General features: G+C 63.0%; 21 protein-coding genes. 9 read left to right on the forward strand and 12 right to left on the reverse strand.

Features of this window, described 5'->3' with window-relative positions; all coding sequences use genetic code 11:
* Positions 1–6: 6 nt before the first annotated feature.
* Positions 7–1626, reverse strand: coding sequence for a malate dehydrogenase (quinone) (gene mqo, locus I8746_RS02790; protein ID WP_221100133.1), 1620 nt, complete (start codon positions 1624–1626; stop codon positions 7–9).
* Between the two features lie 142 nt (positions 1627–1768).
* Between mqo and I8746_RS02795 the strand changes: the two genes are divergently transcribed.
* Both I8746_RS02795 and I8746_RS02800 read left to right on the forward strand, forming a co-directional pair.
* The gene (locus I8746_RS02795) at positions 1769–2989 is read left to right on the forward strand and encodes a putative DNA modification/repair radical SAM protein (protein ID WP_014591219.1); all 1221 of its coding nucleotides are present in this window, start codon (positions 1769–1771) and stop codon (positions 2987–2989) included.
* A complete protein-coding gene (locus I8746_RS02800; protein WP_108078615.1) occupies positions 2980–3828 on the forward strand; it encodes a TIGR03915 family putative DNA repair protein in 849 nt (282 codons plus the stop codon). The genes I8746_RS02795 and I8746_RS02800 overlap by 10 nt, the downstream gene beginning before the upstream one ends.
* A 61-nt stretch (positions 3829–3889) precedes the next feature.
* On the opposite strand, the gene I8746_RS02805 is transcribed toward I8746_RS02800, so the two are convergent.
* From I8746_RS02805 to I8746_RS02815, 3 genes are all read right to left on the reverse strand, one after another.
* A complete protein-coding gene (locus I8746_RS02805) occupies positions 3890–4861 on the reverse strand; it encodes a biotin-dependent carboxyltransferase family protein (RefSeq protein ID WP_014861077.1) in 972 nt (323 codons plus the stop codon).
* Entirely contained in the window at positions 4858–5745 is an 888-nt protein-coding gene (locus I8746_RS02810; protein WP_221100134.1) for an allophanate hydrolase subunit 1, read from the reverse strand. The genes I8746_RS02805 and I8746_RS02810 overlap by 4 nt, the downstream gene beginning before the upstream one ends.
* Positions 5746–5837: 92 nt before the next feature.
* Positions 5838–6596 carry a 5-oxoprolinase subunit PxpA gene (locus tag I8746_RS02815; protein WP_221100135.1) on the reverse strand — a complete coding sequence of 253 codons (759 nt, stop codon included), beginning with the start codon at positions 6594–6596 and terminating at the stop codon, positions 5838–5840.
* 120 nt (positions 6597–6716) lie between these two features.
* Here I8746_RS02815 and I8746_RS02820 point away from each other — a divergent pair, with 120 nt between their 5' ends.
* The 4 genes from I8746_RS02820 to I8746_RS02835 all read left to right on the forward strand — a co-directional run bounded on the left by I8746_RS02820 (position 6717) and on the right by I8746_RS02835 (position 11405).
* Complete coding sequence (locus tag I8746_RS02820) at positions 6717–7634, forward strand: LysR family transcriptional regulator (RefSeq protein ID WP_161774888.1); 918 nt, start codon at positions 6717–6719, stop codon at positions 7632–7634.
* Between the two features lie 191 nt (positions 7635–7825).
* Complete coding sequence (gene treS, locus I8746_RS02825) at positions 7826–9892, forward strand: maltose alpha-D-glucosyltransferase (RefSeq protein ID WP_161774889.1); 2067 nt, start codon at positions 7826–7828, stop codon at positions 9890–9892.
* 172 nt (positions 9893–10064) lie between these two features.
* Positions 10065–10694 (forward strand): riboflavin synthase subunit alpha, encoded by a 630-nt coding sequence (locus I8746_RS02830; protein WP_161774890.1) that lies wholly within the window; start codon positions 10065–10067, stop codon positions 10692–10694.
* A 9-nt stretch (positions 10695–10703) separates the two neighbouring features.
* The gene (locus tag I8746_RS02835; protein WP_003248091.1) at positions 10704–11405 is read left to right on the forward strand and encodes a YoaK family protein; all 702 of its coding nucleotides are present in this window, start codon (positions 10704–10706) and stop codon (positions 11403–11405) included.
* On the opposite strand, the gene proP is transcribed toward I8746_RS02835, so the two are convergent.
* The 6 genes from proP to glaH form a co-directional block, all read right to left on the reverse strand.
* Positions 11406–12908 carry a glycine betaine/L-proline transporter ProP gene (gene proP, locus I8746_RS02840; protein ID WP_003248089.1) on the reverse strand — a complete coding sequence of 501 codons (1503 nt, stop codon included), beginning with the start codon at positions 12906–12908 and terminating at the stop codon, positions 11406–11408.
* 158 nt (positions 12909–13066) lie between these two features.
* The gene (gene hemB, locus I8746_RS02845) at positions 13067–14041 is read right to left on the reverse strand and encodes a porphobilinogen synthase (protein ID WP_010953815.1); all 975 of its coding nucleotides are present in this window, start codon (positions 14039–14041) and stop codon (positions 13067–13069) included.
* A gap of 195 nt (positions 14042–14236) precedes the next feature.
* Positions 14237–15130, reverse strand: coding sequence for a PA4780 family RIO1-like protein kinase (locus tag I8746_RS02850; protein ID WP_003248085.1), 894 nt, complete (start codon positions 15128–15130; stop codon positions 14237–14239).
* Positions 15131–15217: 87 nt separating this feature from the next.
* Entirely contained in the window at positions 15218–16609 is a 1392-nt protein-coding gene (gabP, locus tag I8746_RS02855; RefSeq protein ID WP_012052530.1) for a GABA permease, read from the reverse strand.
* Positions 16610–16759: 150 nt separating this feature from the next.
* Positions 16760–18010 (reverse strand): L-2-hydroxyglutarate oxidase, encoded by a 1251-nt coding sequence (lhgO, locus tag I8746_RS02860; RefSeq protein WP_012052531.1) that lies wholly within the window; start codon positions 18008–18010, stop codon positions 16760–16762.
* 114 nt (positions 18011–18124) lie between these two features.
* Positions 18125–19102 carry a glutarate dioxygenase GlaH gene (glaH, locus tag I8746_RS02865; RefSeq protein WP_003248080.1) on the reverse strand — a complete coding sequence of 326 codons (978 nt, stop codon included), beginning with the start codon at positions 19100–19102 and terminating at the stop codon, positions 18125–18127.
* A 195-nt stretch (positions 19103–19297) separates the two neighbouring features.
* On the opposite strand from glaH, the gene csiR reads away from it, so the two are divergent.
* The 3 genes from csiR (at position 19298) to I8746_RS02880 (ending at position 22117) form a co-directional block, all read left to right on the forward strand.
* The gene (csiR, locus tag I8746_RS02870; protein WP_003248079.1) at positions 19298–19993 is read left to right on the forward strand and encodes a DNA-binding transcriptional regulator CsiR; all 696 of its coding nucleotides are present in this window, start codon (positions 19298–19300) and stop codon (positions 19991–19993) included.
* A gap of 74 nt (positions 19994–20067) precedes the next feature.
* A complete protein-coding gene (locus I8746_RS02875; RefSeq protein WP_010953809.1) occupies positions 20068–20748 on the forward strand; it encodes a response regulator transcription factor in 681 nt (226 codons plus the stop codon).
* On the forward strand, positions 20726–22117 hold the full coding sequence (locus I8746_RS02880) for a HAMP domain-containing sensor histidine kinase (RefSeq protein ID WP_017147660.1): 1392 nt from the start codon (positions 20726–20728) through the stop codon (positions 22115–22117). The genes I8746_RS02875 and I8746_RS02880 overlap by 23 nt, the downstream gene beginning before the upstream one ends.
* 314 nt (positions 22118–22431) lie before the next feature.
* Here I8746_RS02880 and cysS read toward each other — a convergent pair whose 3' ends face one another.
* Both cysS and I8746_RS02890 read right to left on the reverse strand, forming a co-directional pair.
* On the reverse strand, positions 22432–23814 hold the full coding sequence (cysS, locus tag I8746_RS02885; RefSeq protein WP_103444506.1) for a cysteine--tRNA ligase: 1383 nt from the start codon (positions 23812–23814) through the stop codon (positions 22432–22434).
* Positions 23815–23823: 9 nt separating this feature from the next.
* The gene (locus tag I8746_RS02890; RefSeq protein ID WP_003248073.1) at positions 23824–25527 is read right to left on the reverse strand and encodes a glutamine--tRNA ligase/YqeY domain fusion protein; all 1704 of its coding nucleotides are present in this window, start codon (positions 25525–25527) and stop codon (positions 23824–23826) included.
* Positions 25528–25558: the final 31 nt, after the last annotated feature.

Genomic DNA, 25558 nt, shown 5'->3' on the forward strand with positions numbered 1-25558 from the left:
CAATGATTACCGGCTGGCCACTCCCTGGCTGTCAGCCGGTCTTATGGACTCAGGGCGCTGTGGACTGACAGGCGGCTCAAGCTGCAGCACCTCGTTGGTATATGCCCACTCCTTCTCTAGCTGATCCGGGTGGTCGTTCAGGCGGATGCCATAGGACGGGATGATCTGTTTGATCTTGGCCTGCCACTCGGGCGACGCCACCTTGTTCTTGAACACCTTGTTCAACACGTCGAGCATGATAGGCGCAGCGGTCGACGCACCGGGAGAGGCCCCCAGCAAGCCGGCGATACTGCCGTCCCTGGACGTCACCACCTCGGTACCGAGCTTGAGCACACCGCCCAACGCTTCGTCTTTCTTGATGATTTGCACCCGCTGGCCTGCCTGCCACAGCCGCCAGTCTTCTTTCTTCGCCTCGGGGAAGTAGGTGCGCAGCGCTTCGAAGCGGTCATCGTCCGATTGCAGCACCTGCCCGATCAGGTACTGCACCAGGTCGAACTCGCGTACCCCTACCCGCACCATCGGCCAGGCATTGTGCACGCTGGTACTGGCGAGCAGGTCAAGCAATGAGCCCTGCTTGAGGAACTTGGTCGAGAAGGTGGCGAACGGCCCAAACAGGATCAGGCGCTTGCCATCAAGTACCCGGGTGTCCAGGTGCGGCACCGACATGGGCGGCGCACCGGTTGCGGCAATGCCATAGGCCTTGGCCATGTGACGCTGGGCGATAGCCGGGTTGTCAGTGACCAGGAACGAGCCACCGACCGGGAAGCCGCCATAGTCCTTGGCCTCGTCGATTCCCGACTTCTGCAGCAGCGGCAGTGCCGCCCCGCCAGCGCCGATGAACAGGAACCGGGCATCGGTGGCTGCCTTGCTGCCATTCTTCAGGTTCTTGTACTCGACGTGCCAGGAACCGTCGTCGTTACGGGTGATGTCCTGCACTTCGCTCGACAGCTTGAGATCGAAGTTCGGCCGCGTCTGCAGGTAACCCACATACTGCCGGGTGATCTCGCCAAAGTTGACGTCGGTGCCGATCGGCGTCCAGGTCACGGCCAGCTTCTGATTGGGGTCACGCCCTTCCATCATCAAGGGTACCCACTTGCGGATCTGCTCGTGGTCTTCGGAATACTGCATGGGTTTGAACAGGGGGCTGGCCTGCAGCGCCTCGTAGCGCTTCTTCAGGAAGCGGATATTGTCATCGCCCCAGACAAAGCTCATGTGCGGGGTGGTGTTGATGAACGAATGCGGTTTTTTCAGCACGCCCTGTTTCACTTGCCAGGCAAGGAACTGCCGGGTCACCTGGAAAGATTCGTTGATTTCCACCGCTTTGCTGATGTCGATCTTGCCGTCTTTTTCCGGCGTGTAGTTCAGCTCAGCCAGGGCCGAGTGGCCGGTACCCGCATTGTTCCAGCCGTTGGAGCTTTCTTCGGCCACCTTGTCCAGGCGCTCGACCATTTCCATCGACCAGCCGGGTTCCAGTTCGTTGAGCCACACAGCCAAGGTGGAACTCATGATGCCGCCGCCTACCAGCAGCACATCGACCTTTCGGGTTTCTGCAGCCTGGGCATTGAGCATAGCGATTGCCCACGCCAGACCGGCCAGCGCCAATGTTGGCTTGATGGTGATCTTCATAACCTCTCCCATGCCTCGTTGCCCTGCAAGACTCAGCCAAAGCTTAGCTGACGGTTAGGGTCGGGCATGGCTGGCGCAAACTGCTTGCAATCCATCAAATCTCAAAATACTGTATGAATATTCAGTATTGCGAGACAGCGCCATGCAACTCATCGCCAAACTCGGCATCCTGGCCGATGCCGCCAAGTACGATGCATCTTGCGCCAGCAGCGGCGCGCCCAAGCGTAACTCGCGCGGCGCTGACGGCCTGGGTGCTACCAATGGCATGGGTATCTGTCACAGCTATACCCCCGACGGCCGCTGCGTATCACTGCTCAAGGTACTGCTGACCAACTTCTGCCTGTATGACTGCCAGTACTGCGTCAACCGCCGCTCCAGCAACGTGCCACGCGCGCGCTTCAGCCCCGAGGAAGTGGTACGCCTGACCCTGGACTTCTACCGGCGCAACTGCATCAGCGGCCTGTTCCTCAGCTCCGGCATCATCCGCTCGGCGGACTACACCATGGAGCAGCTGATCCGTGTGGCCCGGCTGTTGCGCGAAGAGCACAGCTTCCGCGGCTACATCCACCTCAAGGCCATCCCCGATGCCGACCCGCTGCTGATCGAAGAGGCCGGGCGCCTGGCCGACCGCCTCAGCGTCAACATCGAACTGCCCACCGACGCCAGCCTCAAGCGCCTGGCGCCGGAAAAGCAAGGGCGCACCATTCGCCAGGCCATGGGCGTGATTCATCAGGGCCAGCAGGCCGTGGCCAACGAGCCCAGGGCGCCGCGCTTTACCCCGGCCGGGCAGAGCACCCAAGTCATCGTCGGCGCCGACAGCACCGACGACAGTACCTTGCTGCGCAATGCCGAGTCGCTGTACCAGGGCTACGGCCTCAAGCGCGTGTACTACTCCGCCTTCAGCCCGATCCCCGACAGCCCCGGCAGCGTGCCCCTCGCCGCACCACCGCTGCTGCGCGAACACCGCCTGTATCAAGCCGACTTTCTGCTGCGTGGCTATGGCTACAAGGCTGGCGAGCTGCTGGGCCACAGCGGCAACCTGGCACTGGACATCGACCCCAAGCTGGCCTGGGCGCTGGCCAACCGCGACGTGTTCCCGCTGGACGTGAACCGCGCGGAACCTGCGCTACTGGCGCGTATCCCCGGCATCGGCCTGCGCAGCGTACAGCGCCTGGTCGCCCTGCGGCGGGAGCGGCGCATCCGTTATGACGACCTGATCCAGCTGCGCTGCGTGCTGGACAAGGCACGGCCGTTCATCGTCACCAGTGACTACCGCCCCGCCCAGGCCGAGCTGCGCAGCGGCTTGCTGCGCGCGCGCTTGAGTGAGCCGCCAGCGCCCGTGCAGATGGGGTTATGGGGGTGATCGCACTCGACTGCGACGACCTGTTCGCCACCTGGCGCGACCAGGCCCGGGTGTTGTTGAGCCATGGCATCGACCCGTCGGAAGTCACCTGGTCGCAAGGGCCGATGGCGGACCTGCTGGCCGTGCCGGCTGCACCGCCTGAAGGGCCTGGCCCTTTCCGGGCCAAAGTCCCGGCCGCACTGCTGAGCCAGTTGGAGCAGGCCTCGCGCTACCGTGGCGAACAGCGCTGGAACCTGCTGTATGAAGTGCTGTGGCGCGTCGCCCATGGCGACCGCACGGCAATGCTGGCCGGTGACCGGCTGGGCAGTGAGCTGCAACGGCGCATCAAGCAGGTAACCCGCGAGGCACATCACTTGCACGCGTTTGTACGCTTCGTGCCGCTGCCTGATGAACTGGCTGAGCACTTGCAACTGGAGCTGGTGGCCTATCACGAGCCGGCACACGACATTCTGCACAGTGCCAGCGCGCATTTTGCCGACCGCCTGGGGCGTTTGCGCTGGTTGATTGCCACGCCACAGGATGGCATTCGCTTCGACGGCCAGTCGTTCGACTACCAGCGACAGTGCCCCGAGCCCTGGCGCCAGTGGGCCCGCAACGCCGAAGACCCCGGCGCCGAACTCTGGCGCACCTACTACCGCCACACCTTCAACCCGGCCCGCCTCAACCCGGACGCCTTGCGCCTGCACATGCCTGGGCGGTTCTGGCGGCATTTGCCGGAAGGCATGCTGATACCGCAGCTTGAAGGCCTGGCGCGCCAAGGCAAACAGCGGGACGGCCAAGCCCTTGAGGTGGCCTCGCAAACTGGCAAGACCATCAGCAAACCTGCGCGCTCGGTGTAGCCGCGCAGCCCGTTGCGACCCCGTCGGGCACAAGGCCGCTGCTACAGCGAAAACATCATGCTCAACTGAAGAGCCTGGCCAGGCAGGCCAGCTTCTTCTTGTACGAACGCCGCGCCTCCAGTGCCTGCTCCAGGCTCACCGGCAGGAACCGCGCCTGCTGGTTGGGCTGCATCTGCCCGATCAGGTCGAGGTCGGCACTGATCACCGTGCCGATCATGGCGTAGCCGCCCCCCGACACTGCATCGCGATGCAGGATGATCGGTTCCAGCCCTGCCGGCACCTGGATCGATCCGATCGGGTAGCAGCTGTCGACGATATTGGACGGGTCCGACCCCGCACCGAACGGCTGCTCGCGCGGTTGGAAACTCAAGGCGCTGCCGCCTTTGTAGCGATAACCGATGCGGTCCGCTTCGGAGCCAACGGTCCAGGCATCGGTGAAGAAACGTTGCGCTGCAGCTTCGGTCAGGCGGTGGAAGTACAGCCCAGGCACCACCCGCAACACCACCTCGCCCCCCAAGGCCTGACGCAGGGCCATGGGCAAGCTTGCACCGGCACGGGTCTTGCCGCTGGGCACGCCGACCGGCAGCAGGTCGCCCGCCATCAGTTTGCGCCCATGAAAGCCACCCAACGCGCCTAGCGCGTAGGTGGACCGGCTACCCAGTACCTCGGGCACATCGATGCCTCCGGCCACTGCCAGGTAGGCCCGGGCGCCCGCTGTTGGAAAGCCGAAACGCAACACTTGCCCGGCCCGCACGGCAAACGCCGTGTCCGGGCGCTGCTCGCGGCCATCGAGCAACGCTGGCATCTGCGCGCCGCACACAGCGACCAGTGCGTCCTGCTGGAACTCCAGCTCCGGCCCCACCAGCGCGCACTCCAGGCCCGCAGCGCCGGCCGGGTTGCCCACCAGGTGGTTGGCTGCGCTCAAGGCGTACTGGTCGAGTGCGCCGGACGGTGGAATGCCCAGGTGGTAGTAACCTTCGCGGCCCAGGTCCTGTACAGAAGTGGCCAAGCCCGGTTTGAGTACCTTGATCATGCCAGCACCTCCTGCAACGATTTGGGGTAGCCGACCGGGTCGGCGAGGAAGGCGTCCAGGGAAAACGCCACCGGGCGAATGCGCAGGTCGAAGCAGCCATCCTCCACCTCCGCCACCGCCCGGTCGTAGGTGCGGCGGTCGATAGGCTTGAACTGCACGATGTCACCCGGGCGGAAGAACACCATGTGCTCTTTCAGGTAATTCAAGGTCTGCTGCGGGTCGTAGATCGGTGCCGGGGTGACGCCGAACATCTGGTAGCCCCCGGCCCCGCGCACCGAGTAGATGCAACCAAAGCAGCCGCCATGGCCCAGGGTGAGCTTGGGCGTGTCGGTACGGGGGCGCAGGTACTTGGGCACCTGCAGCTGCCGCTGGCGCTCGACCATCTGGAACATGAACGGCAGGCCGGCAACAAAACCGACCATCGACACGAACCATGGCGCGCCACTGTGGGCGGCGATGAAGGCCTCGACATCGGCCAGGCCGTTGATGCGCGCGGCGTACTCCAGGTCAGTGCTGGTGGGGTCCTGGTGGCGATCCCGAAAGCGCATCAGGGTTTCATGGGTCCAGGGGTCGTTGTACAGCACCGGGATCTCGATGATCCGCGTCTGCAACGAACGCTCGGCCACCGCCTGCGCTTCGGCGCCGCGCACGGCTTCGAGCAGTGCCTCGGGGGCGATACGGTCCGGGTCGAAGCGGACCTGGAACGACGCGTTGGCCAGGCACACATCAAGCACGCCATCCAGGGCCATGCGCTCCACCGCACGGGTGACGGCCATACCCTTGAAAAAGGCCTCCAGCGACATGCTTTCGCTGACTTCGGCAAACAGGTGCTCGTCGGCGCCGAAGCTGTAACGGATCGGGGTTGTAGCAAGCGGTTCGGCCATGACAGTTCCTTTTCTTGGAATCTTTATAGAAAGGCAGGCGAAAACAAAATGCACGGGCTCCGGCGTGTCTGTTTGCCGGATGCCTGACGGGTTCAGCGCGGTGCACGCACCACGATGCCGGCCGCATCCAGTGCCTTGCGCGTGGCCTCGACCAGGTCCAGCGCGCCCGGGGTGTCACTGTGCAGGCAAATGGAATCGAATTCGATCGCCAGGTCCTGGCCTTCGACCGTGCGCACCACGCCTTGGCGGCAAGCACGCAGCACCCGCTCGGCGACGGCTTGGGGCTCGTAGCCACGCACATTGCGGGTAAACACGATCGACCCGCTCAGGTCGTACTCGCGGTCGGCATAGAACTCGCGAATCACCGGCTGCCCCATTTCCTGGGCAATGCGGCAGATCACCGAACCCGGCATGCAGTACAGCAGCAACTCGGGCTCGATCACCCGCAGGTTCTGCACCAGCAAGCGCGCCGCTTCTTCGTCACGCGCCAAGTGCATGTACAGCGCCCCATGCGGCTTGATGTGCTGCAGGCGCACGCCCTGGGCACGAGCGATTTCACGCAGCGCGCCCAATTGATAGAGCATGTCGTCCACCAGTTCCTGCGCCGAGGCATTGATGTGCCGGCGGCCAAAGCCGACCAGGTCGCGGAAACCCGGGTGTGCTCCCACCGCAATCCCAAGGGCCTTGGCGCGCTCGACGGTGCGGCGCATGGTGCCGGGGTCGCCAGCATGGAAACCGGTGGCGATGTTGGCGCTGCTGATGTAGCCCATCAGTTCGTGATCGACGCCGTCGCCAATTGTCCACGGGCCAAAGCCCTCACCCATGTCCGAGTTGAAATCCACTGCTTGCATGACCGCGTCTCCTGGCACTTGTGACTGCATGCAAGCCACGTTAGATTCTCTACACCCCCTTGGGAAGATCTATAAACAGATGGGGTGTCTTCTGAAAATCAGATACCTCGGGAGCCTACCGTGTCACTCACCTTGCGCCAGGTCCGCTACTTCGTTGCCACCGCTGAAATCGGCCAGATCTCCCAAGCGGCAATCCACCTGAACATCTCCCAGTCGGCAGTGACCACGGCCATCAAGGAGCTGGAAGCGATGCTCGGCGTGCTGTTGTTCCAGCGCTCGGCCCAAGGCATGAGCCTGACCGAAGCCGGCCGGCACTTCTTGAACCGTGCCTACGTCATCCTGCGCAGTGTCGACGATGCGTTGAACAGCCCGCTTCCGGACGTGCGTGCCAGTGGCCTGTTGCGCCTGGCGGCGAGTTACACGGTGATCGGCTACTTCCTGCCGCACCACTTGCAGCGCCTGGAGCACTGGCATCCGGACGTAACCCTGGAGCTGTACGAGCAGGAGCGCAGCGCCATCGAGCAAGGCCTGCTGGAGGGGCGTTTCGACATGGCGGTGGTGCTCACCGCCAACCTCACCCACCCCGACATCGTCTCGGAAACCCTGTTCAACTCCGAGCGCCGGCTTTGGCTGCCCGGGCATCACCCACTGTGCGAGCGCTCGGCCGTGAGCCTGGCCGATGTGGCCTGTGAGCCGTTCATTCTGTTGACCGTCGACGAGGCCGAGCACAGTGCCATGCGCTACTGGGAACAGGCCGGGCAACGGCCAAGCGTAAGGGTACGGACCAGCTCGGTGGAGGCCGTGCGCAGCATGGTCGCCAATGGCAGCGGTGTGGCGATCCTGTCGGACCTGGTGCACCGGCCCTGGTCGCTGGAGGGCAAGCGTATCGAGACAGTGAGCATCAGCGACCCGGTCACACCGATGAGCGTGGGGTTGGCCTGGCACCGGGAACGGGCATTCAGCCCGGCGATGCAGGCGGTGCGCAATTACTTCCATGATGCGTTTCTGACGCCGCAGCAGTTGTCGGCCCGGCGCTGAGCCTGCCTTTGCAAGCCCGTCCTCTTCGCGGGCGCGCCCGCTCCCACAGGTGCAGCGCAAATCTTCAGCGGTATGGGAGCCTGTGGGAGCGGGCAAGCCCGCGAAGAAACCAACACCCATCTCGGGCCGAACGTTCAGGCCGCAGCGCCGTCATAACCTGAGCCGGTGCCGACACGCAAAGAGGACGCGAAATGACCCAGCCCGACCCGTCGTACGTCAAATGGCTCGAAGACCGCGCCATGCTCAAGGCCTCCCAGGCGCGCGCCAGCCTGTACTCAGGCCAGTCGCGCCTGTGGCAACAACCGTACGCCGAGGCCCAGCCCCGCCGCGCCACCGAAATCGCCTCGGTGTGGCTGACCGTCTACCCCGACGCCATCATCGCGCCCGAGGGCTGCTCGGTACTCGGTGCCCTGGCCCACGAAGCGTTGTGGAAGCGCCTCTCGGAGATTGGCGTGCAGGGGCTGCACACGGGCCCGATCAAACTGTCCGGTGGCATCCGCGGCCGCGAGCTCACCCCCAGCGTGGATGGCAACTTCGACCGCATCAGCTTCGACATCGACCCGCTGTACGGCAGCGAGCAGGAACTGATCCAGATGAGCCGCATGGCCGCTGCGCACAATGCCGTGACCATCGACGATCTGATCCCCTCGCACACCGGCAAGGGCGCCGACTTCCGCCTGGCCGAGATCGCCCATGGCCCCTACCCGGGGCTGTACCACATGGTCGAGATCCGCGAAGAAGACTGGACGCTGCTGCCCGAGGTGCCCGCCGGGCGCGATGCGGTCAATTTACTGCCAGCTCAGTGTGACGAGCTGAAGGCGCGCCATTACATCGTTGGCCAGCTGCAGCGGGTAATCTTCTTCGAGCCGGGCGTGAAGGAAACCGACTGGAGCGCCACGCCGCCGATCACAGGCGTCGACGGCAAGACCCGCCGCTGGGTGTACCTGCATTACTTCAAGGAAGGCCAGCCCTCGCTGAACTGGCTGGACCCTACCTTCGCCGCGCAACAAATGATCATTGGTGACGCACTGCACGCGCTGGACTGCCTGGGTGCACGCGGCCTGCGCCTGGACGCCAACGGCTTTCTCGGCGTGGAAACCCGCGCCAGCGGCACCGCCTGGTCGGAAAGCCACCCGCTGTCGCTCGTCGGCAACCAGCTGATCGGTGGCATGATCCGCAAGGCCGGCGGTTTCAGCTTCCAGGAGCTGAACCTGACCCTCGATGACATTGCGCAGATGTCCAGGGGCGGTGCCGACCTGTCCTACGATTTCATTACCCGGCCGGCCTACCAGCATGCGCTGCTGACCGGCGACACCGAGTTCCTGCGCCTGATGCTCAAGGAGATGCACGCCTTCGGTATCGACCCGGCCTCGCTGATCCATGCCCTGCAAAACCATGACGAGCTGACCGTGGAGCTGGTGCACTTCTGGACACTGCACGCACACGACATGTACCTGTACAAGGGCCAGACCCTGCCTGGCAGCATCCTGCGCGAACATATCCGCGAAGAGATCTACGAACGGCTGTCGGGGGAACATGCGCCGTACAACCTGCGTTTCGTGACCAACGGCATTGCCTGCACCACCGCCAGCCTGATCGCCGCTGCACTGGGTATTCGCGACCTCGAACAGATTGGCGCAACGGATATCGAATTGATCAAGAAGGTGCACCTGCTGCTGGTCATGTACAACGCCATGCAGCCGGGGGTAGTCGCCTTGTCCGGCTGGGACCTGGTCGGTGCCCTGCCCTTGCCCGCCGAAGCGGTGGCCGAACGCATGCTCGACGGCGATACCCGCTGGATTCACCGAGGCGGCTATGACCTGGCCGGGCTTGACCCACAGGCACAGGCTTCCGTGCGTGGCATGCCGCGTGCCCGAGCGCTGTACGGCAGCCTCGACAGCCAGCTGGACGAGGGTGATTCATTTGCCTGCCAGGTGAAGAAACTGCTGGCTGTGCGCCAGGCTTACGGTATTGCCACCAGTCGTCAGGTGCTGGTACCTGAGGTGAGCAGCCCTGGGCTACTGGTGATGGTGCATGAACTGCCAGCCGGGCGCGGTATCCAGATCACTGCGCTGAATTTCGGCCAGGAGGCAATTGCCGAGGAACTGCTGTTGACCGGCTTCACACCTGGGCCGGTGGTCGACATGATCAACGAGACGGTCGAAGGCGATTTGACCGAGGACGGGCGCCTGATGGTGAACCTGGACCCCTACGAGGCGCTGTGCCTGCGGATCGTCAACAGCAGCGGGCATGTTTGAATCTGGCGTGGCCCTGCCGTCGGCAAACCGGTTTCGCCCACAAGCACGTCGCCTGCCCCGCGCAGGCGCCAGACTCGCAAGCCGGCTTGCCAGCCAAGAAGCCGGTCTTGCATTTACGGCGCTACGGGCATAGCGTTCGGAAGTTTTCTTTTCCGTGCCCAGGAGCAACTCCATGTACACCGGCATCGTCCAGGCCGTGCGCCCTCTGCTTGATGTGACCACCTACCCGGGCCACAACCAGTTCACCATCGACCTCACCCCGGAACTGCTCGACGAGCTGAAAATCGGTGCCAGCGTCAGTGTCGAAGGTACCTGCCTGTCCGTGACCGAAATCGACGGCAGCCAGGTCAGGTTCGACGCCATGACCGCTACCCTCGAACGCACCAATCTGAGCAGCTTCAAGCCTGGCCGGAGCGTGAACATCGAACGCTCAGCGAAGATGAACGCCGAAGTCGGCGGCCACCTGATGGCCGGCCATATCGCCACCACCGCCGAGATCGTCGAGCTGTCGATCAAGGAAACCGGCGCCTTCATCAAGTTCCGCATGCCGCCGCAATGGGGCAAGTACGTGTTCCCGCGCGGTTTCATCGGGGTCAATGGCTGCAGCCTGACGGTCGCTGACGTGGAGGATAACGTGATCACCATCAACCTGATCCCGGAAACCCTGCGTCAGACTACCTTCGCCAGCTACCACACAGGTGAACTGCTCAACATCGAGGTCGACCACCAGACCATGGTGCTGGTCGATGTGGTAGAGCGCACCATCAAAGGTACCCTGGCCCGCGAAAACCTGCTGCCCTGAGGCCTGCACATGCTCCCTAACGCCCTCCCCGCGCGCACAGCCAGGCGTTTGCGCCTGCAGGTAATGCGCGGTCGCGTCGGCCTCGGCCTGGTCGCCGCCCTGTCGGTGCTGGCCGGCATGACCGATGCCATCGGCTTGCTGGCACTGGGCGATTTCGTGTCGTTCATGAGTGGCAACACCACACGCCTGGCGGTGGCCATCAGTGAAGCAGACCTGGCCCTAGTGCTACGCCTCAGTGGCGCGGTACTGGGCTTTGTTGCGGGCAATGCGCTGGGTGTGCTCCTGGCTCGCGGATTGCGCCGTCGAGCCTGGCCGGTGCTGTTGGTGGTTGCCGCACTGCTGGCTTTCGCGGCAGCGTGGCCGTTGCCGGCCACCTTCCCTGCGCTGTTGGCGGCCACGCTGGCCATGGGCATGATCAATGCGGTCGTGGAACAGGTGAATGGCCTGCCCATTGGCCTGACTTACGTGACGGGCGCCCTGTCGCGTTTCGGCCGCGGCCTGGGGCGTTGGCTGCTGGGCGAGCGGCGCAATGGCTGGCGGGTCCAGTTGATACCTTGGGCCGGGATGTTGCTGGGCGCCGCGCTCGGCGCCTGGTTGCAACAACACCTGGGCCTGCAGGCGCTGGCCGGCAGTTGTGCGCTGGCCTGCGTGCTGGCATTGGTATCGCGGTTCATACCGCGTTCCTGGCAGCGTGGCTACATGCCGCGCTGATCATTCGATACGCGGGTGCTGCTGTGCCAGTTTTTCGCGCTTGGCTTCCAACTCGGCGATCTGCGCATCGATGTCCTCGATCTTCTGCTCGATGTTGTCGTGGTGCTCCTGCAGCAGTTCACGCGCCTCTTCGATGTCTGACGCCGCAGGGGCGGCGCCGCGCAGGGGCTTGTTGGCGGTTTCCTTCATGGTCAGGCCGGTGACCAGGCCGACAGCAGCGATCACCATCAGGTAATAGGCCGGCATGTACAGGTCGTTTGTGGTCTCCACCAGCCACGCAGCGAGGGTTGGAGTAAGGCCGGCGATCAGCACCGAGATATTGAAGGCGCTGGCCAGGGCGCTGTAACGGATGTGCGTGGGGAACATGGCCGGCAGCGTCGAGGCCATGACGCCGATGAAGAAGTTCAGCAACACGGCAATGATCAGCAGGCCGGCGAAAATAAGCCCAAGCACCCCACTGTTGATCAGCATGAATGCCGGAATGGCCAAGGCCAGCAGGCCGACACTGCCGACGATGATGAACGGCCGTCGGCCAAACTTGTCGCTGAGCAGGCCGATGATCGGCTGCACGAACAGCATGCCGACCATGATCGCGATGATGATCAGCACGCCATGGTCTTCGCTGTAGTGCAGGTTGTGCGACAGGTAGCTGGGCATGTAGGTAAGCAGCATGTAGTAGGTGACGTTGGTGGCGATTACCACGCCGATGCAGGTCACCAGGCTGCGCCAGTGCTGGGTGGCCACCTCCTTGAACGACACCTTGGGCCCGGAGGCCAGGCCTTCACGATCGCCCTGTTCCAGCTTGTCGACGTGCTGCTGGAACGCAGGTGTTTCTTCCAGCGCATGGCGCAGGTAAAGGCCGATGATGCCCAGCGGCAGGGCCAGGAAAAACGGCAGGCGCCAACCCCATTCGAGGAACTTTTCTTCACCCAGCACCGTGGAAATGAGCACCACCACCCCTGCGCCCAATACAAAGCCGGCAATCGAACCGAAATCCAGCCAACTGCCGAGAAAGCCGCGCTTGCGGTCAGGCGCGTACTCGGCAACGAAGATCGAGGCACCGGTGTATTCGCCACCCACCGAAAAGCCCTGGGCCATCTTGGCCAGCAGCAACAGGATCGGCGCCCAGATACCAATGCTTGCATAGGACGGTATCAGGCCGATGGCGAAGGTGCTCAGGGACATGATCACGATGGTCGCCGCGAGGATTTTCTGCCGCCCGAACCTGTCGCCCAAGGCGCCGAAGAACAACCCGCCAAGGGGCCGAATCAGGAACGGCACCGAGAAGGTGGCCAAGGCCGCGATCATTTGCACGCTGGGGTCGGCGTTGGGGAAAAACACCTTGCCCAAGGCATAAGCGACGAAGCCATAGACCCCAAAGTCGAACCACTCCATGGCGTTGCCCAGCGCGGCGGCCGTGATCGCCTTCTTCATCTTGGCGTCGTCGACGATGGTGATGTCCTTCAGGCCGATTGGCTGGACGCTTTTCTTGCGAGGTTTCATACCCGTATCCCTGTCGATGAATGCTCTAAGGGATCAGATACAACGGGACACTAAATAATTCAGCGCTTACTGTTTTTTTGTGTGTTTGCGGCAACACCCAACGGCGCCCAAAGAAAAGCCGCTGCAATGGCAGCGGCTTTCATGCCCAAGGCCTGGCTTCAGATACCTTCGCGCGCCAGGTCCATGGCGAAGTAGGTCAGGATCAGGTCGGCACCGGCACGCTTGATTGCGCCAATGCTTTCGCGCACCACCCGGCCTTCGTCGATGGCACCGGCCAGGCCACCGAACTTGATCATCGCATACTCGCCACTCACTTGGTACGCCGCCAGTGGCAGGCGCGAAGCGGCGCGGATGTCGGCGATCACATCAAGGTAGGCACCGGCCGGCTTGACCATCAGCACGTCCGCGCCTTCCTGCTCGTCGAGCAGCGACTCGCGCACCGCTTCGCGGCGGTTCATCGGGTTCATCTGGTAACTTTTGCGGTCACCCTTCAGTGCAGTGCCGCCGGCCTCACGGAACGGGCCATACAACGACGAGGCGAACTTGGTCGAGTAGGCCATGATCGCGGTGTCGTGGAAACCGGCACCGTCCAGCGCGCTGCGGATAGCCTGCACCTGGCCGTCCATCGCCGCCGAGGGGGCAATGAAGTCGGCACCGGCAGCAGCGGCGATGACGGCCTGCTTGCCCAGGTTGGCCAACGTGGCGTCGTTGTCCACGCCATGGTCATGCAGCACGCCGCAGTGGCCGTGGCTGGTGTATTCGCAGAAGCAGGTGTCGGACATCACCACCATTTCCGGCACGGTGTCCTTGCAGATACGCGACATGCGCGCAACCAGGCCGTTTTCGTTCCAGGTGTCGCTGCCATCGGCATCCAGGTGGTGCGATACGCCAAAGGTCATCACCGACTTGATACCGGCGCGGGCATAGCGCTCGATTTCCTGGGCCAACAGCTTCTCGGGGATACGATTGACACCGGGCATGCTGGTGATCGGCACGAAATCATCGATGCCCTCTTCGACGAAAATCGGCAGGATCAGGTCTTCAAGGCGGAACTCGGTTTCCTGGAAGATCGTGCGCAGGGACTCGTTCTGGCGCAGGCGGCGGGGACGAACGGACGGGAATTGGTTGGACATGACAGCTCCAGGGAATTTGAACGGCGTATACCTTATGCCTGTCGCGCGCCAGTGAAAAGGCTAAATGACGAGATTGTGTCTTGCGTCAATGGCAACGACCGGGGTTTGCCTGTGTTGGCCTCTTCGCGGGCAAAACCGCGCCCACAAATCCCGTAGGTGCGGGTTTACCCGAGAAGAGGCCGGTACAGGAATAAATTACTGCAGCCAGGGCGGCGTCACTTCCTCTGCCTTGGCCGGCCCATGCTCAGCCTCGGCGCGTGCTGCACGGCGGCGAGCGTCGTCCATCCGGGCGGCGTCGATCTCGCGCATCACCCCGGTTACGTCAGCTTCATGTTCGTCATCCTCGAACACCCCGGTCAACGGGCTGTCGGGCAGCAACTCGCCGGCCTCGTACAACGCCCACATCTCCTGCGCATAGCGGGTGCTTTTCAGCTCCGGGGCAAAGCGCCCGAAATAATGGGCCATGTTGTCCACATCGCGCTGCAGCATGCTGAAGGCGTGATTGTTGGCGGCTGCGTCCACTGCCTGCGGCAGGTCGATGATCACCGGCCCGTCCGGGCCGAGCAGCACGTTGAACTCGGACAGGTCGCCATGCACCATTCCGGCGCACAGCATCAGCACGATCTGGCGAATGACGAAGGCGTGGAACGCGCGGGCATCCTCCGCTTCGAGGTGAACGTCGTTCAGGCGCGGGGCCGCATCACCATCGGCATCGGTGACCAGCTCCATCAGGAGCACGCCGTCCTGGAAGTCGTAAGGCTTGGGCACCCTCACACCTGCGGCGGCCAAACGGAACAGTGCTGCCACTTCGGCGTTCTGCCAGGCATCTTCGGCTTCTTTGCGGCCGTACTTGCTGCCCTTGGCCATGGCCCGGGCCTGACGGCTGTTGCGTACCTTGCGGCCCTCCTGGTATTCGGCGGCCTGGCGGAAACTGCGCTTGTTGGCTTCTTTATAGACCTTGGCGCAACGTACCTCGCTGCCACAGCGCACCACGTACACAGCGGCTTCCTTGCCACTCATCAACGGCCGTAGTACTTCGTCGACAAGGCCGTCTTCGATCAACGGTTCGATTCTTTTAGGTGTCTTCATCAGGCTGCGTTCAGGGTCCTGGCTTTGTTGGCGGACATCCTCTCACAGCCTGATGCGACTTGCTCGTCTGTCTTCAGACCGGACGAATCAGGCGCCCTGCCCTACGCCAGCCACCGCCCCGCCGCGTGCCCGGCGCCGGGTCACCAGCACCCCCGAGCACACCACCAACACCGCCAGCACCATCGTCGAGACCACTTCCAGGCGATGATCCGGGCGGAACAGCATCAATACCAGTACGCCGCTGATGAACAGGATCACGCCCCAGGTCAGCCACGGGAACAGCCACATGCGGTAACCCAGTGTCTTACCCTGTGCCGTCAGGCGCTGGCGCAGGCGCAGCTGGGAAATGGCGATGACCAGATACACCAGCAAGGCAATGGCACCGGAGCTGGCCATGAGGAAGCCAAACACCTGAGCCGGCACCAGGTAGTTGGCGATCACCGCCAGGAAGGCAGCCCCCGTCGACAACAAGACTGCCACCACGGGTGTACCACTGCGGCTGGTTATCTGGGCACAGGCCGGGGCATCACCACGGCGGCTAAGCGAATAGACCATACGCGAGGCGGTGTACAGCGACGAGTTGAGGCAGCTGGTCACCGACGTCAGCACCACGAAGTCGATGATGGCCTTGGCATTTGGCACGCCGAGGGTGTCCAGCACCGTGACATAAGAGCCTTCGGTCGCCAGGCGTGGGTCGGTCCACGGTACCAATGCGATGACGATGAAGATCGACAGGATGTAGAACAGCGTTATCCGCCAGATCACCGAATTGGTGGCCTTGGAAATATGCTTGCCCGCCTCGTCGGATTCAGCCGCAGCGATGGTCACCACCTCGGCCCCGAGGAACGAGAACATGGTGATCAGCATTGCGCTCAGCACCGCACCAAAGCCGTTGGGCATGAAGCCCCCCGTATCCCACAGGCGCGAGACGCCGCTGACGCCGGACCCCGGCAACAGGCCGAAAATGGCGCAAACACCCAGGGCGATGAAGCTGACGATGGCCACCACCTTGACCAGTGCCAACCAGAACTCGAACTCACCGTAATTCTTCACGCTGAACAGGTTGGTGGCCGTCAGCAGCAACGTGATCACCAACGACAACACCCAGATCTCCATCTGCGGGACCCAGGAGTTGATGATGGTAGCGGCGATATTGGCCTCGATCGGAATGATCAGCACCCAGAACCACCAGTACAGCCAACCGATGGTGTAACCGGCCCATTTGCCGATGGCGAGGTCAGCGTAGGTTGAGAACGAGCCGGTGTCCGGGGAGGCAACCGCCATTTCGGCCAGCATGCGCATCACCAGCACCACCAGGCCGCCCGCCAGGATATAGGCCAGGATGGTGGCAGGCCCCGCTTCGGCGATGGCGCGGCCAGAGCCGACAAACAGCCCGGCGCCGATCACACCGGCAATGGACAGCATAGTGACATGCCGTGATTTCAATCCATGACTCAAATTGTTCTTGTGGGTTTGCATGGCGCTACCTTGTTGTTTTTGTCATGCCCACGCGGGGGCCGCCGGCTGCACGTCACCGACGCAGGCGCGAAAAAGCCCGCCCTGCCCTGAATGGTGAGCAGGGCAGTACGGGTTGAGTAAAACGAAACCGCAGGAGGTGTTACCGGGGTGTCAGCTGGCAGCCCTCTGGTTGGCCGACAGGTCGGCCTTGGGGAAGCTGCCGCCCTGCAGGCCGACCTGCTCGCACACCTTCTCGACGATGTAGGCGCCGATCGGGATGGCCGAGGTAGCCGCTGGCGACGGTGCGTTGCACACGTTGACACTGCGCGCGGTGTTGACGAACAGGAAATCGTCGATCAGCTTGCCGTCGCGCGACACCGCCTGGGCACGCACGCCGGCCGGGTAAGGCGTGAGGTCGGCTTTGGTAATGCTCGGGCAGTACTTCTGCACCTGCTTGAGGTACCCGCCCTTGAACAGCGAGTTCTTCATCTCGATCAGGCCCGGGCGGAAGTTCTTCGCCAGCACCTTGAGGATGCCGGGCGTGGTCAGAGTCTGGAACAGGTCGCTGGGGCTGACATCGGTCTTGCGGTAGCCCTCGCGCTTCATCGCCAGTACGGCGTTGGGGCCTACGGTGACGGTGCCGTCGATCATGCGGGTCAGGTGCACCCCCAGGAAGGGCATCGACGGGTCGGGAATCGGGTAGATCAGGTGGTTGACGATCTGATTGTGCTGCTTGGGCAGCAGGTAGTATTCGCCACGGAACGGGCAGATCACGAACTCGGTACGCAGCCCGAGCATGCCCACCACGCGGTCAGCCATCAGCCCCGAGCAGGTCACCAGGAAACGGCTGCGCAATTCATCACGCTGGGTGCGCACGATCACTTCATTTGCCTGTTCCTGCAGGCCGACCACTTCTGCGCCATAGCGGATTTCGCCACCGGCACGCTGGAACTCTGCGGCCATCGCAGCAGTCACCTGAGCGTAATTGACGATGCCGCTGGACGGCACGAAGATGCCCCCCATACCGACGATGTTGGGCTCACGCTCGCGCAACTCGTCAGCCGACAGCCAGTAGCGTTCCAGGCCATTGGCCGCCGTACGCTCCCACAGCGCCTTCATGCGCTGCATTTCCAGATCGTTGGTGGCTACCAGCAGCTTGCCGCACTCATCGAAGCGAATGCCGTGCTGGGTGCAGAAGGCTTTGGTCGCCTTGTTGCCTTCCAGGCAGAAGCGCGCCTTGAGGCTGCCGGGGGTGTAATACACGCCGGCGTGGATCACGCCGCTGTTATGGCCGGTCTGATGGCGGGCCGGGCCAGACTCTTTCTCCAGCAGGAGCATCTTCGCGTCCGGGTAGACCTTGATCAGGTGCATGGCTGTGGACATGCCCACAATCCCGCCGCCAATAATGATGAAATCGTACACAGCCTTACCTCACACGCAGGCATTGCCTGGCAGGCTCACCAAGGCCCGCACGGGGCCTGGTGGCATTGTTTTGTGCAAAAACGCGTGGGCGGGCGCCCGCCCCGCGCCCTGTCATTATTGCCCGCGCTGGTACAGCGGCTTGGGGAAGGCGACGTAACCACGCTGGCGCATCAGTTCGCGGCGCAGGCCCTCGTGCGGGGTGAAGCGATCGCGGCCATGCAGCCAGAACAGGTTGTTGATCAGCAGGAAACTGCCTACGCCTACCGGCACCGAGACCTTCTTGCCGCTGCCTTCCAGCGACTCGGACAAGGCGTTCAGCCAGATACCTTCCTCGTAGTTTTCCGGCTGCACGAACTGGTCAATGTAGCGCATGGTCGGCCGGCCTTCGGTATCGGTGTCGAATACCGAATGGAACACATCTTCGGCAACCTTTTTGCTCGGCGGTGCGGTCCAGCGCATTTCGCGACGTGCCATCGGGTGACGGAAGAACGCCTCGCACTGCTCCCAGTCGTCCAGGTGCAGCAGCAGCGAGTTGCCGCCTTCCATGTTCTTTTCGTCGATCTTCAGCATCAGCACATAGTCGGTGATCTGGTTCACGAACGTACCGTCGTTGTGCAGCTCCATCACACGGTGCGGCTGGCGCAGGTAGCTGTCGGAGTTGTCGCTGTTGACCACCACGAAGCGCGCATAGAACTGGCCACTCATAGCGTCATAGTTGGAACGGCCGATCAGGTGTGCACAGGCGGTGGTGAACTTGACCATGTCTTCGGCCTGGCTCACGTCGTCCAGGCCGATCGGGGTAATCAGCATGCCACCTGTGGCGCGGTCGAGGATGGTGTTGAGCAGCACCGGGCGCAGCGTGCCCTGGCACAGCTCGTCAAGGATTTCGCCTACGCGAAAACGCAGGAACGACTTGTACTCCAATGCCTGCACCGGCCATTGGGCAACGGCCTGCACGAACGCTTCGACGGTTTCCCGGGCAAAGGTCAGTTCAAGCAGGCGCGGCGACTGTTTCGAGGGGGCGATGGTGTAGCCCTGCGGTTCGAGCGGCAGCGGCATGACAAGTTCGTCGATCTGCGTAAAGGCGTTCATGGCAGTGTCCTGGCTAAAAAAGTAGATGGCGCCGTCCGGTCATGACCTGGATCAGTGCGGGCGAGGTAAAAATATCGCCACTAAGTAAAAATGTCTACATTTTTATATTTCAACGATACTAACCGCGTTTGTCCATTGTTTTTCGTCGGCAGAGGGTTTCGGTATGATCGGCAAAACGTTTTGAGGAACAGGATCTTGGAAGCGCTCGCCCCCCGACAAAACTCAGCATTCAGCGGGTATGAGAGGCTCAAGAAGGACATCATCCGCGGGGTGTTCAAGCCCGGTGAAAAGCTATTGATGAGCGCCCTCAAGGAACGCTACGACCTGGGTGTGGGCCCGCTGCGCGAAGCACTGTCGCAACTGGTGGCCGAGCACCTGGTCAACGCGATCAGTCAGAAAGGCTACCGGGTAGCGCCCATGTCGCTGGATGAGATGAACGACATCTACGACGCCCGCGCCAACCTGGAAGCGATGATCATTGCCCTGGCCATCGAGCGCGGTGACGATGCCTGGGAGGCGTCGGTGCTGGCCCACTCGCATACCTTGGCCAAGGTGGTGGAAGTGAAAACTCGCGAGCAGCGGCTGGATGTGTGGGACGAGCGGCACAAGGCGTTCCATACTGCCATTGCCTCGGGCTGCGGCTCCAAGCACCTGCTGCAGGCACGCACCTACCTGTTCGATCAGGCCGAGCGCTACCGCCACCTGTGGCTGACGCAGACGGTGTTTTCCGAACAGGCGCTGGCGCTCAAGCGCCAGGAGCATGCGGCACTGGTCGAGGTGATCCTCGCCCGGGATGCCAAAACTGCCAGCGCCATGATGCGCTCGCACCTGATGACACCGGTACCGATCATTGCGCAGATCATGCATGCCGAAGGCATCGGTGCCCGCTAGATGAATTTTTCTTAAATCGCCGGTTGTCTATTCTTTGGCACAATCAGATCTCCATTAGATGCCCAGGAACCAGCATGCCTCGCGTACTGACCATCGAAGACGACGCCGTCACCGGCCAGGAAATCGTCGCCGAACTGACCAGCCACGGTCTGGAAGTGGATTGGGCCGACAATGGCCGCGAAGGCCTGGCCAAAGCCATTGCGGGCGGCTACGACCTGATCACCCTGGACCGCATGCTGCCCGAGGTCGACGGCCTGACCATCGTCACCACCCTGCGCAACCTCAAGATCGCTACGCCGATCCTGATGATCAGCGCCCTCTCCGACGTCGATGAGCGGGTGCGCGGCCTGCGTGCAGGCGGGGACGACTACCTGACCAAGCCGTTCGCCTCCGACGAAATGGCCGCGCGAGTCGAGGTATTGCTGCGCCGTAACAGCGTACCCACGACTCAGACCCGCTTGCAGGTTGCCGATCTGCAGCTGGACCTGATCAGCCACGAGGCGCGCCGCGGTGACAACACCCTCAACCTGTTGCCCACCGAGTACAAGCTGCTGGAGTACCTGATGCGCCACAGCGGCCAGGTGATCACGCGGATGATGATTTTCGAGGAGGTCTGGGGCTATCACTTCGACCCGGGCACCAACCTGATCGACGTGCACATCGGCCGCCTGCGCAAGAAGATCGACTCACCCGGCCAGTCGCCGCTGATCCGTACGGTACGGGGCTCCGGCTATGCCATTGCTGAACCCGTCTAAAGGCTGGAGCTCTTCAACCAGCCGCCTGCTGGCGCTGTACAGCTTTCTGTTCGTGGCCTGGAGCAGCATCCTCATGGGGGTGCTGTACTTCGAGGTATCCAGCTACCTGAACAAACTCACCCGTCACTCCATGCTGCAGCGCCAGCACCTGTTCGCCCACATGAGCGGCAAGCAACTGGACGACGCCCTGATTGCCAGCCAGGCCTTCGAGGAGCGCAGCTTTGACGCCTACGGCCTGTTCGATAGCCAGCTCAACCCGATTGGCGGCACCGTGCGGGCCTTGCCCCCAGAACTCAGACTGGACGGCAAGATCCATGAGTTGGAACGCTGCCTGGATGCCGACGACCCACGTATGCCCCGCGACAGCTGCGACGCGGTGGCAATCAAGGTACAGGATGGCCGGTGGCTGGTGCTGGTGCGTGACAATGGCTCGCTGTTCGTGGTTACCCGGATCATCCTGCACGCCCTGCTCTGGGGCATCTCGCTGACCCTGATCCCGGGTTTTGCCGGTTGGTACCTGCTACGGCGCAGGCCGCTCAAGCGTATACGGGCGATCCAGGCCCAGGCCGAACTGATCGTCGCCGGCGACCTGACCCACCGCCTGCCACTGTCGGCCCGCCGCGACGAGCTGGACATGCTTGCGGCGATCGTCAATGCCATGCTTGACCGTATCGAACGGCTGATGCATGAGGTCAAGGGTGTATGCGACAACATTGCCCATGACCTGCGCACACCGCTGACCCGCCTGCGCGCCCAGCTGTACCGTATTCGCCAGCAAAGCGACGTGGATTCTGCGCAAGCCGAAGCGCTGGACCAGGCCATTGGCGAAACCGACACCTTGATGGCGCGCTTTCGCGGGTTGTTACGCATCAGCGAGCTGGAAGACCGCCAGCGCCGCGCCGGCTTCGTCCAGCTTGACCCGCATGAACTGCTGGTAGAGCTGCACGATTTTTACCTGCCATTGGCCGAGGATGGCGGCATTCAACTGCAATTGCACCAACCTGCGCAGCTACCGGCACTGCACGGTGATCGCGAACTGCTGTTCGAGGCGTTGGCGAATCTGGTGGGCAACGCGATCAAGTTTACGCCCGAGGGTGGTCGGGTGCGCATAAGCGCCACGCTGGATGACAACGGCGTGCACATGGCGATCGAGGATAGCGGGCCAGGTATTCCCGAAGAAGAGCGGACGGCCGTACTGAAACGGTTCTATCGCAGCGATGAAGGCCACCGCCATGCCGGCTTCGGGCTGGGGTTGTCGATCGTGGCGGCAATTGTCGACCTGCATGGGTTCGGGCTGGAGATTGGCGAAAGCGAATTGGGTGGGGCCAGGCTGGTATTGCACTGCCCGCTTGCGGGCCTAGGCAAATAAAAGCCGGGGCCGCTTTGCGGCCCTTCGCGGGCACGCCCGCTCCCACAGGTTGGCGCGACATTTCAAGTGTGCGCTATCCCTGTGGAGGCCACCGCCATGCCGGCTTCGGGCTGGAGATCGGCGAAAGCGAATTGGGTGGGGCCAGGCTGGTATTGCACTGCCCGCTTGCGGGCCTAGGCAAATAAAAGCTGGGGCCGCTTTGCGGCCCTTCGCGGGCACGCCCGCTCCCACAGAGATAGCGCACACTTGAAATGTCGCGCCAACCTGTGGGAGCGGGCGTGCCCGCGAAGGGCTGCAACGCAGCCCCAGTTGCTTTAGTCAGCCAGGCGCCAGGTAGTCGTGCCCTTGCTGTCTTCCAGCACTACACCCATGGCGGTCAGCTGATCGCGAATGCGGTCGGACTCAGCCCAGTTCTTGTCCGCACGCGCCTGCAGGCGCGCCTGGATCAAGCCCTCGACTTCAGCCGCATCGACCTTGCCTTCGGCACCGGCACGCAGGAAGTCATCGGCCTCCAGCTGCAGCACACCCAGCACATCCCCCAGCTCGCGCAGTCGACCGGCCAGACCGGCAGCCGCTTCCGGGTCGCTGTCGCGCAGGCGGTTGATCTCGCGCACCAGGTCGAACAGAACGGCACAGGCTTCCGGGGTGCCGAAGTCGTCGTTCATCGCCACGCTGAAGCGCTCGACAAACGCTTCGCCACCCTTGGCCGCCACCCGTGGCAGGCCGCGCAGGGCGTGGTAGAAGCGCTCCAGCGCGCCCTTGGCGTCACGCAGGCTGTCTTCCGAGTAGTTGATCGCGCTGCGGTAGTGGCTGGCCACCAGCAGGTAGCGCACCACCTCCGGGTGGTACTTCTCGAGCACGTCGCGGATAGTGAAGAAGTTGTTCAACGACTTGGACATCTTCTCGCCGTTGATACGGATCATGCCGCAATGCATCCAGGCGTTGGCGTACTGCTTGCCAGTGGCCGCCTCGCTCTGGGCAATCTCGTTCTCGTGGTGCGGGAACTCCAGGTCGCTGCCGCCACCGTGAATGTCGAAGCTCTCGCCCAGGCAGCAGGTGGACATGACCGAGCACTCGATGTGCCAGCCCGGGCGACCCGGGCCCCATGGCGATTCCCAGCTTGGCTCGCCCGGCTTGACGCCCTTCCACAGGACGAAGTCGAGCGGGTCCTGCTTGGCTTCGTCGACCTCGATGCGTGCACCGATACGCAGGTCTTCGATCTTCTTGCGCGACAGCTTGCCGTAGCCGACGAACTTGCCGACCCGGTAGTACACGTCACCATTGCCTGGCGCGTAGGCGTACCCTTTGTCGATCAGGGTCTGGATCATCGCGTGCATGCCAGCGATATGGTCGGTGGCACGCGGCTCCTGGTCCGGCGGCAGAATGTTCAGGCGGCGCTCGTCTTCGTGCATCGCGTCGATCATGCGGGCAGTCAGGGCGTCGAAACTTTCGCCGTTCTCGTTGGCCCGGTTGATGATCTTGTCATCGATGTCGGTAATGTTGCGCACGTAGGTCAGCTCATAGCCACTCTTGCGCAGCCAGCGGGTGACCAGGTCGAACGCCACCATGCTGCGGCCATGGCCCAGGTGGCAGTAGTCGTACACGGTCATGCCGCACACGTACATGCGCACCTTGTTGCCATCCAGCGGCTTGAAGGTTTCCTTCGCTTTGCTCAGGGTGTTGTAGATGGTAAGCACGGCGGTTCCTCAGCTGCCCCAGGAGTCACGCAGGGTGACAGTGCGGTTGAACACCGGGCGGCCCGGCTGGCTGTCTTTCAGGTCGGCGCAGAAGTAGCCTTCGCGCTCGAACTGGAAGCGGTCCTCGGGCTGCGCCTGGGCCAGCGACGGCTCGGCACGGCAACCGCTGAGCACTTGCAGCGAAGCAGGGTTGATGTTGTCCAGGAAGCTGCCGCCCTCCTCGGTCTTTTCCGGGTTCGGCGAGCGGAACAGGCGGTCGTACAGGCGCACTTCGCACTCGACGCTGCCTTCGGCCGGCACCCAGTGGATCACGCCCTTGACCTTGCGGCCTTCAGGGTTCTTGCCCAGGGTGTCCGGGTCGTACGAGCAGCGCAGTTCGACGATATTGCCGTCGGCGTCCTTGATGGCTTCGTCAGCACGAATCACGTAGCTGCCGCGCAGGCGCACTTCACCGGCCGGTTCCAGGCGCTTGTAGCCCTTCGGCGGTTCTTCCATGAAGTCGTCGCGGTCGATGTACAGCTCGCGGGAGAACGGCAGCACACGCACGCCCATGTCTTCCTTCGGGTGACGTGGCAGCTCAAGCTGCTCGACCTGGCCTTCAGGGTAGTTGGTGATGACCACTTTCAGCGGGCGCAGCACACACATCGCGCGTGGCGCGGTGCGGTCCAGGTCGTCACGGATGCTGAACTCGAGCATCGACATGTCGACCACACCGTCGGAGCGGTTGGTGCCGATCATTTCGCAGAAGTTGCGGATCGAAGCCGGCGTGTAGCCACGGCGACGGAAGCCGGACAGGGTCGACATGCGTGGGTCGTCCCAGGCATCGACGTGCTTTTCGTCCACAAGCTGCTTGAGCTTGCGCTTGGAGGTAATGGTGTAGTTCAGGTTCAGGCGGCTGAACTCGTACTGGCGCGGGTGTGCCGGCACCGGCAGGTTGTCGAGGAACCAGTCGTACAGCGGACGATGCCCTTCGAACTCAAGGGTGCAGATCGAGTGGGTAATGCCCTCGATGGCGTCCGACTGGCCGTGGGTGAAGTCGTAGTTGGGGTAGATGCACCACTTGTCGCCGGTCTGGTGGTGGTGGGCATGGCGAATGCGGTACAGGATAGGGTCACGCAGGTTCATGTTTGGCGAGGCCATGTCGATCTTGGCCCGCAGCACACGCTCGCCGTCCTGGAATTCGCCAGCCTTCATGCGGGCGAACAGGTCGAGGTTTTCTTCCACGCTACGCTCGCGGAACGGGCTGTTCTTGCCCGGCTCCTTGAGGTTGCCGCGGTATTCCTTGGCTTGCTCAGGGGTGAGGTCGCAGACGTAGGCCTTGCCGCGCTTGATCAGCTCGACCGCCCAGTCGTGCAACTGGTCGAAATAGTCGGAGGCATAGCGCACGTCGCCGGCCCAGTCGAAGCCCAGCCACTTCACATCGCTCTGGATGGCGTCGATGTACTCCTGGTCTTCCTTGGCCGGGTTGGTATCGTCGAAGCGCAGGTGGCAGACGCCGCCGAATTCCTTGGCCAGGCCGAAGTTGACGCAGATCGACTTGGCGTGGCCGATGTGCAGATAACCATTGGGCTCCGGCGGGAAACGGGTGACGATACTGCTGTGCTTGCCCGAGTCCAGGTCGGCCTGGATGATCGGCCGCAGGAAGTTCGCAGGGACAGCGGGGGCGCCTTTGGCAGCGGCGTTGGGCGCGTTGTCGGCAGTGGGCTTGCTCATAGGATCCTTGAATGCGTGTGTCCAGCCTGGG

Origin of the sequence: Pseudomonas sp. USTB-Z (assembly GCF_019691255.1) — a bacterium.
GTDB classification, from domain to species: Bacteria; Pseudomonadota; Gammaproteobacteria; order Pseudomonadales; family Pseudomonadaceae; genus Aquipseudomonas; species Aquipseudomonas alloputida.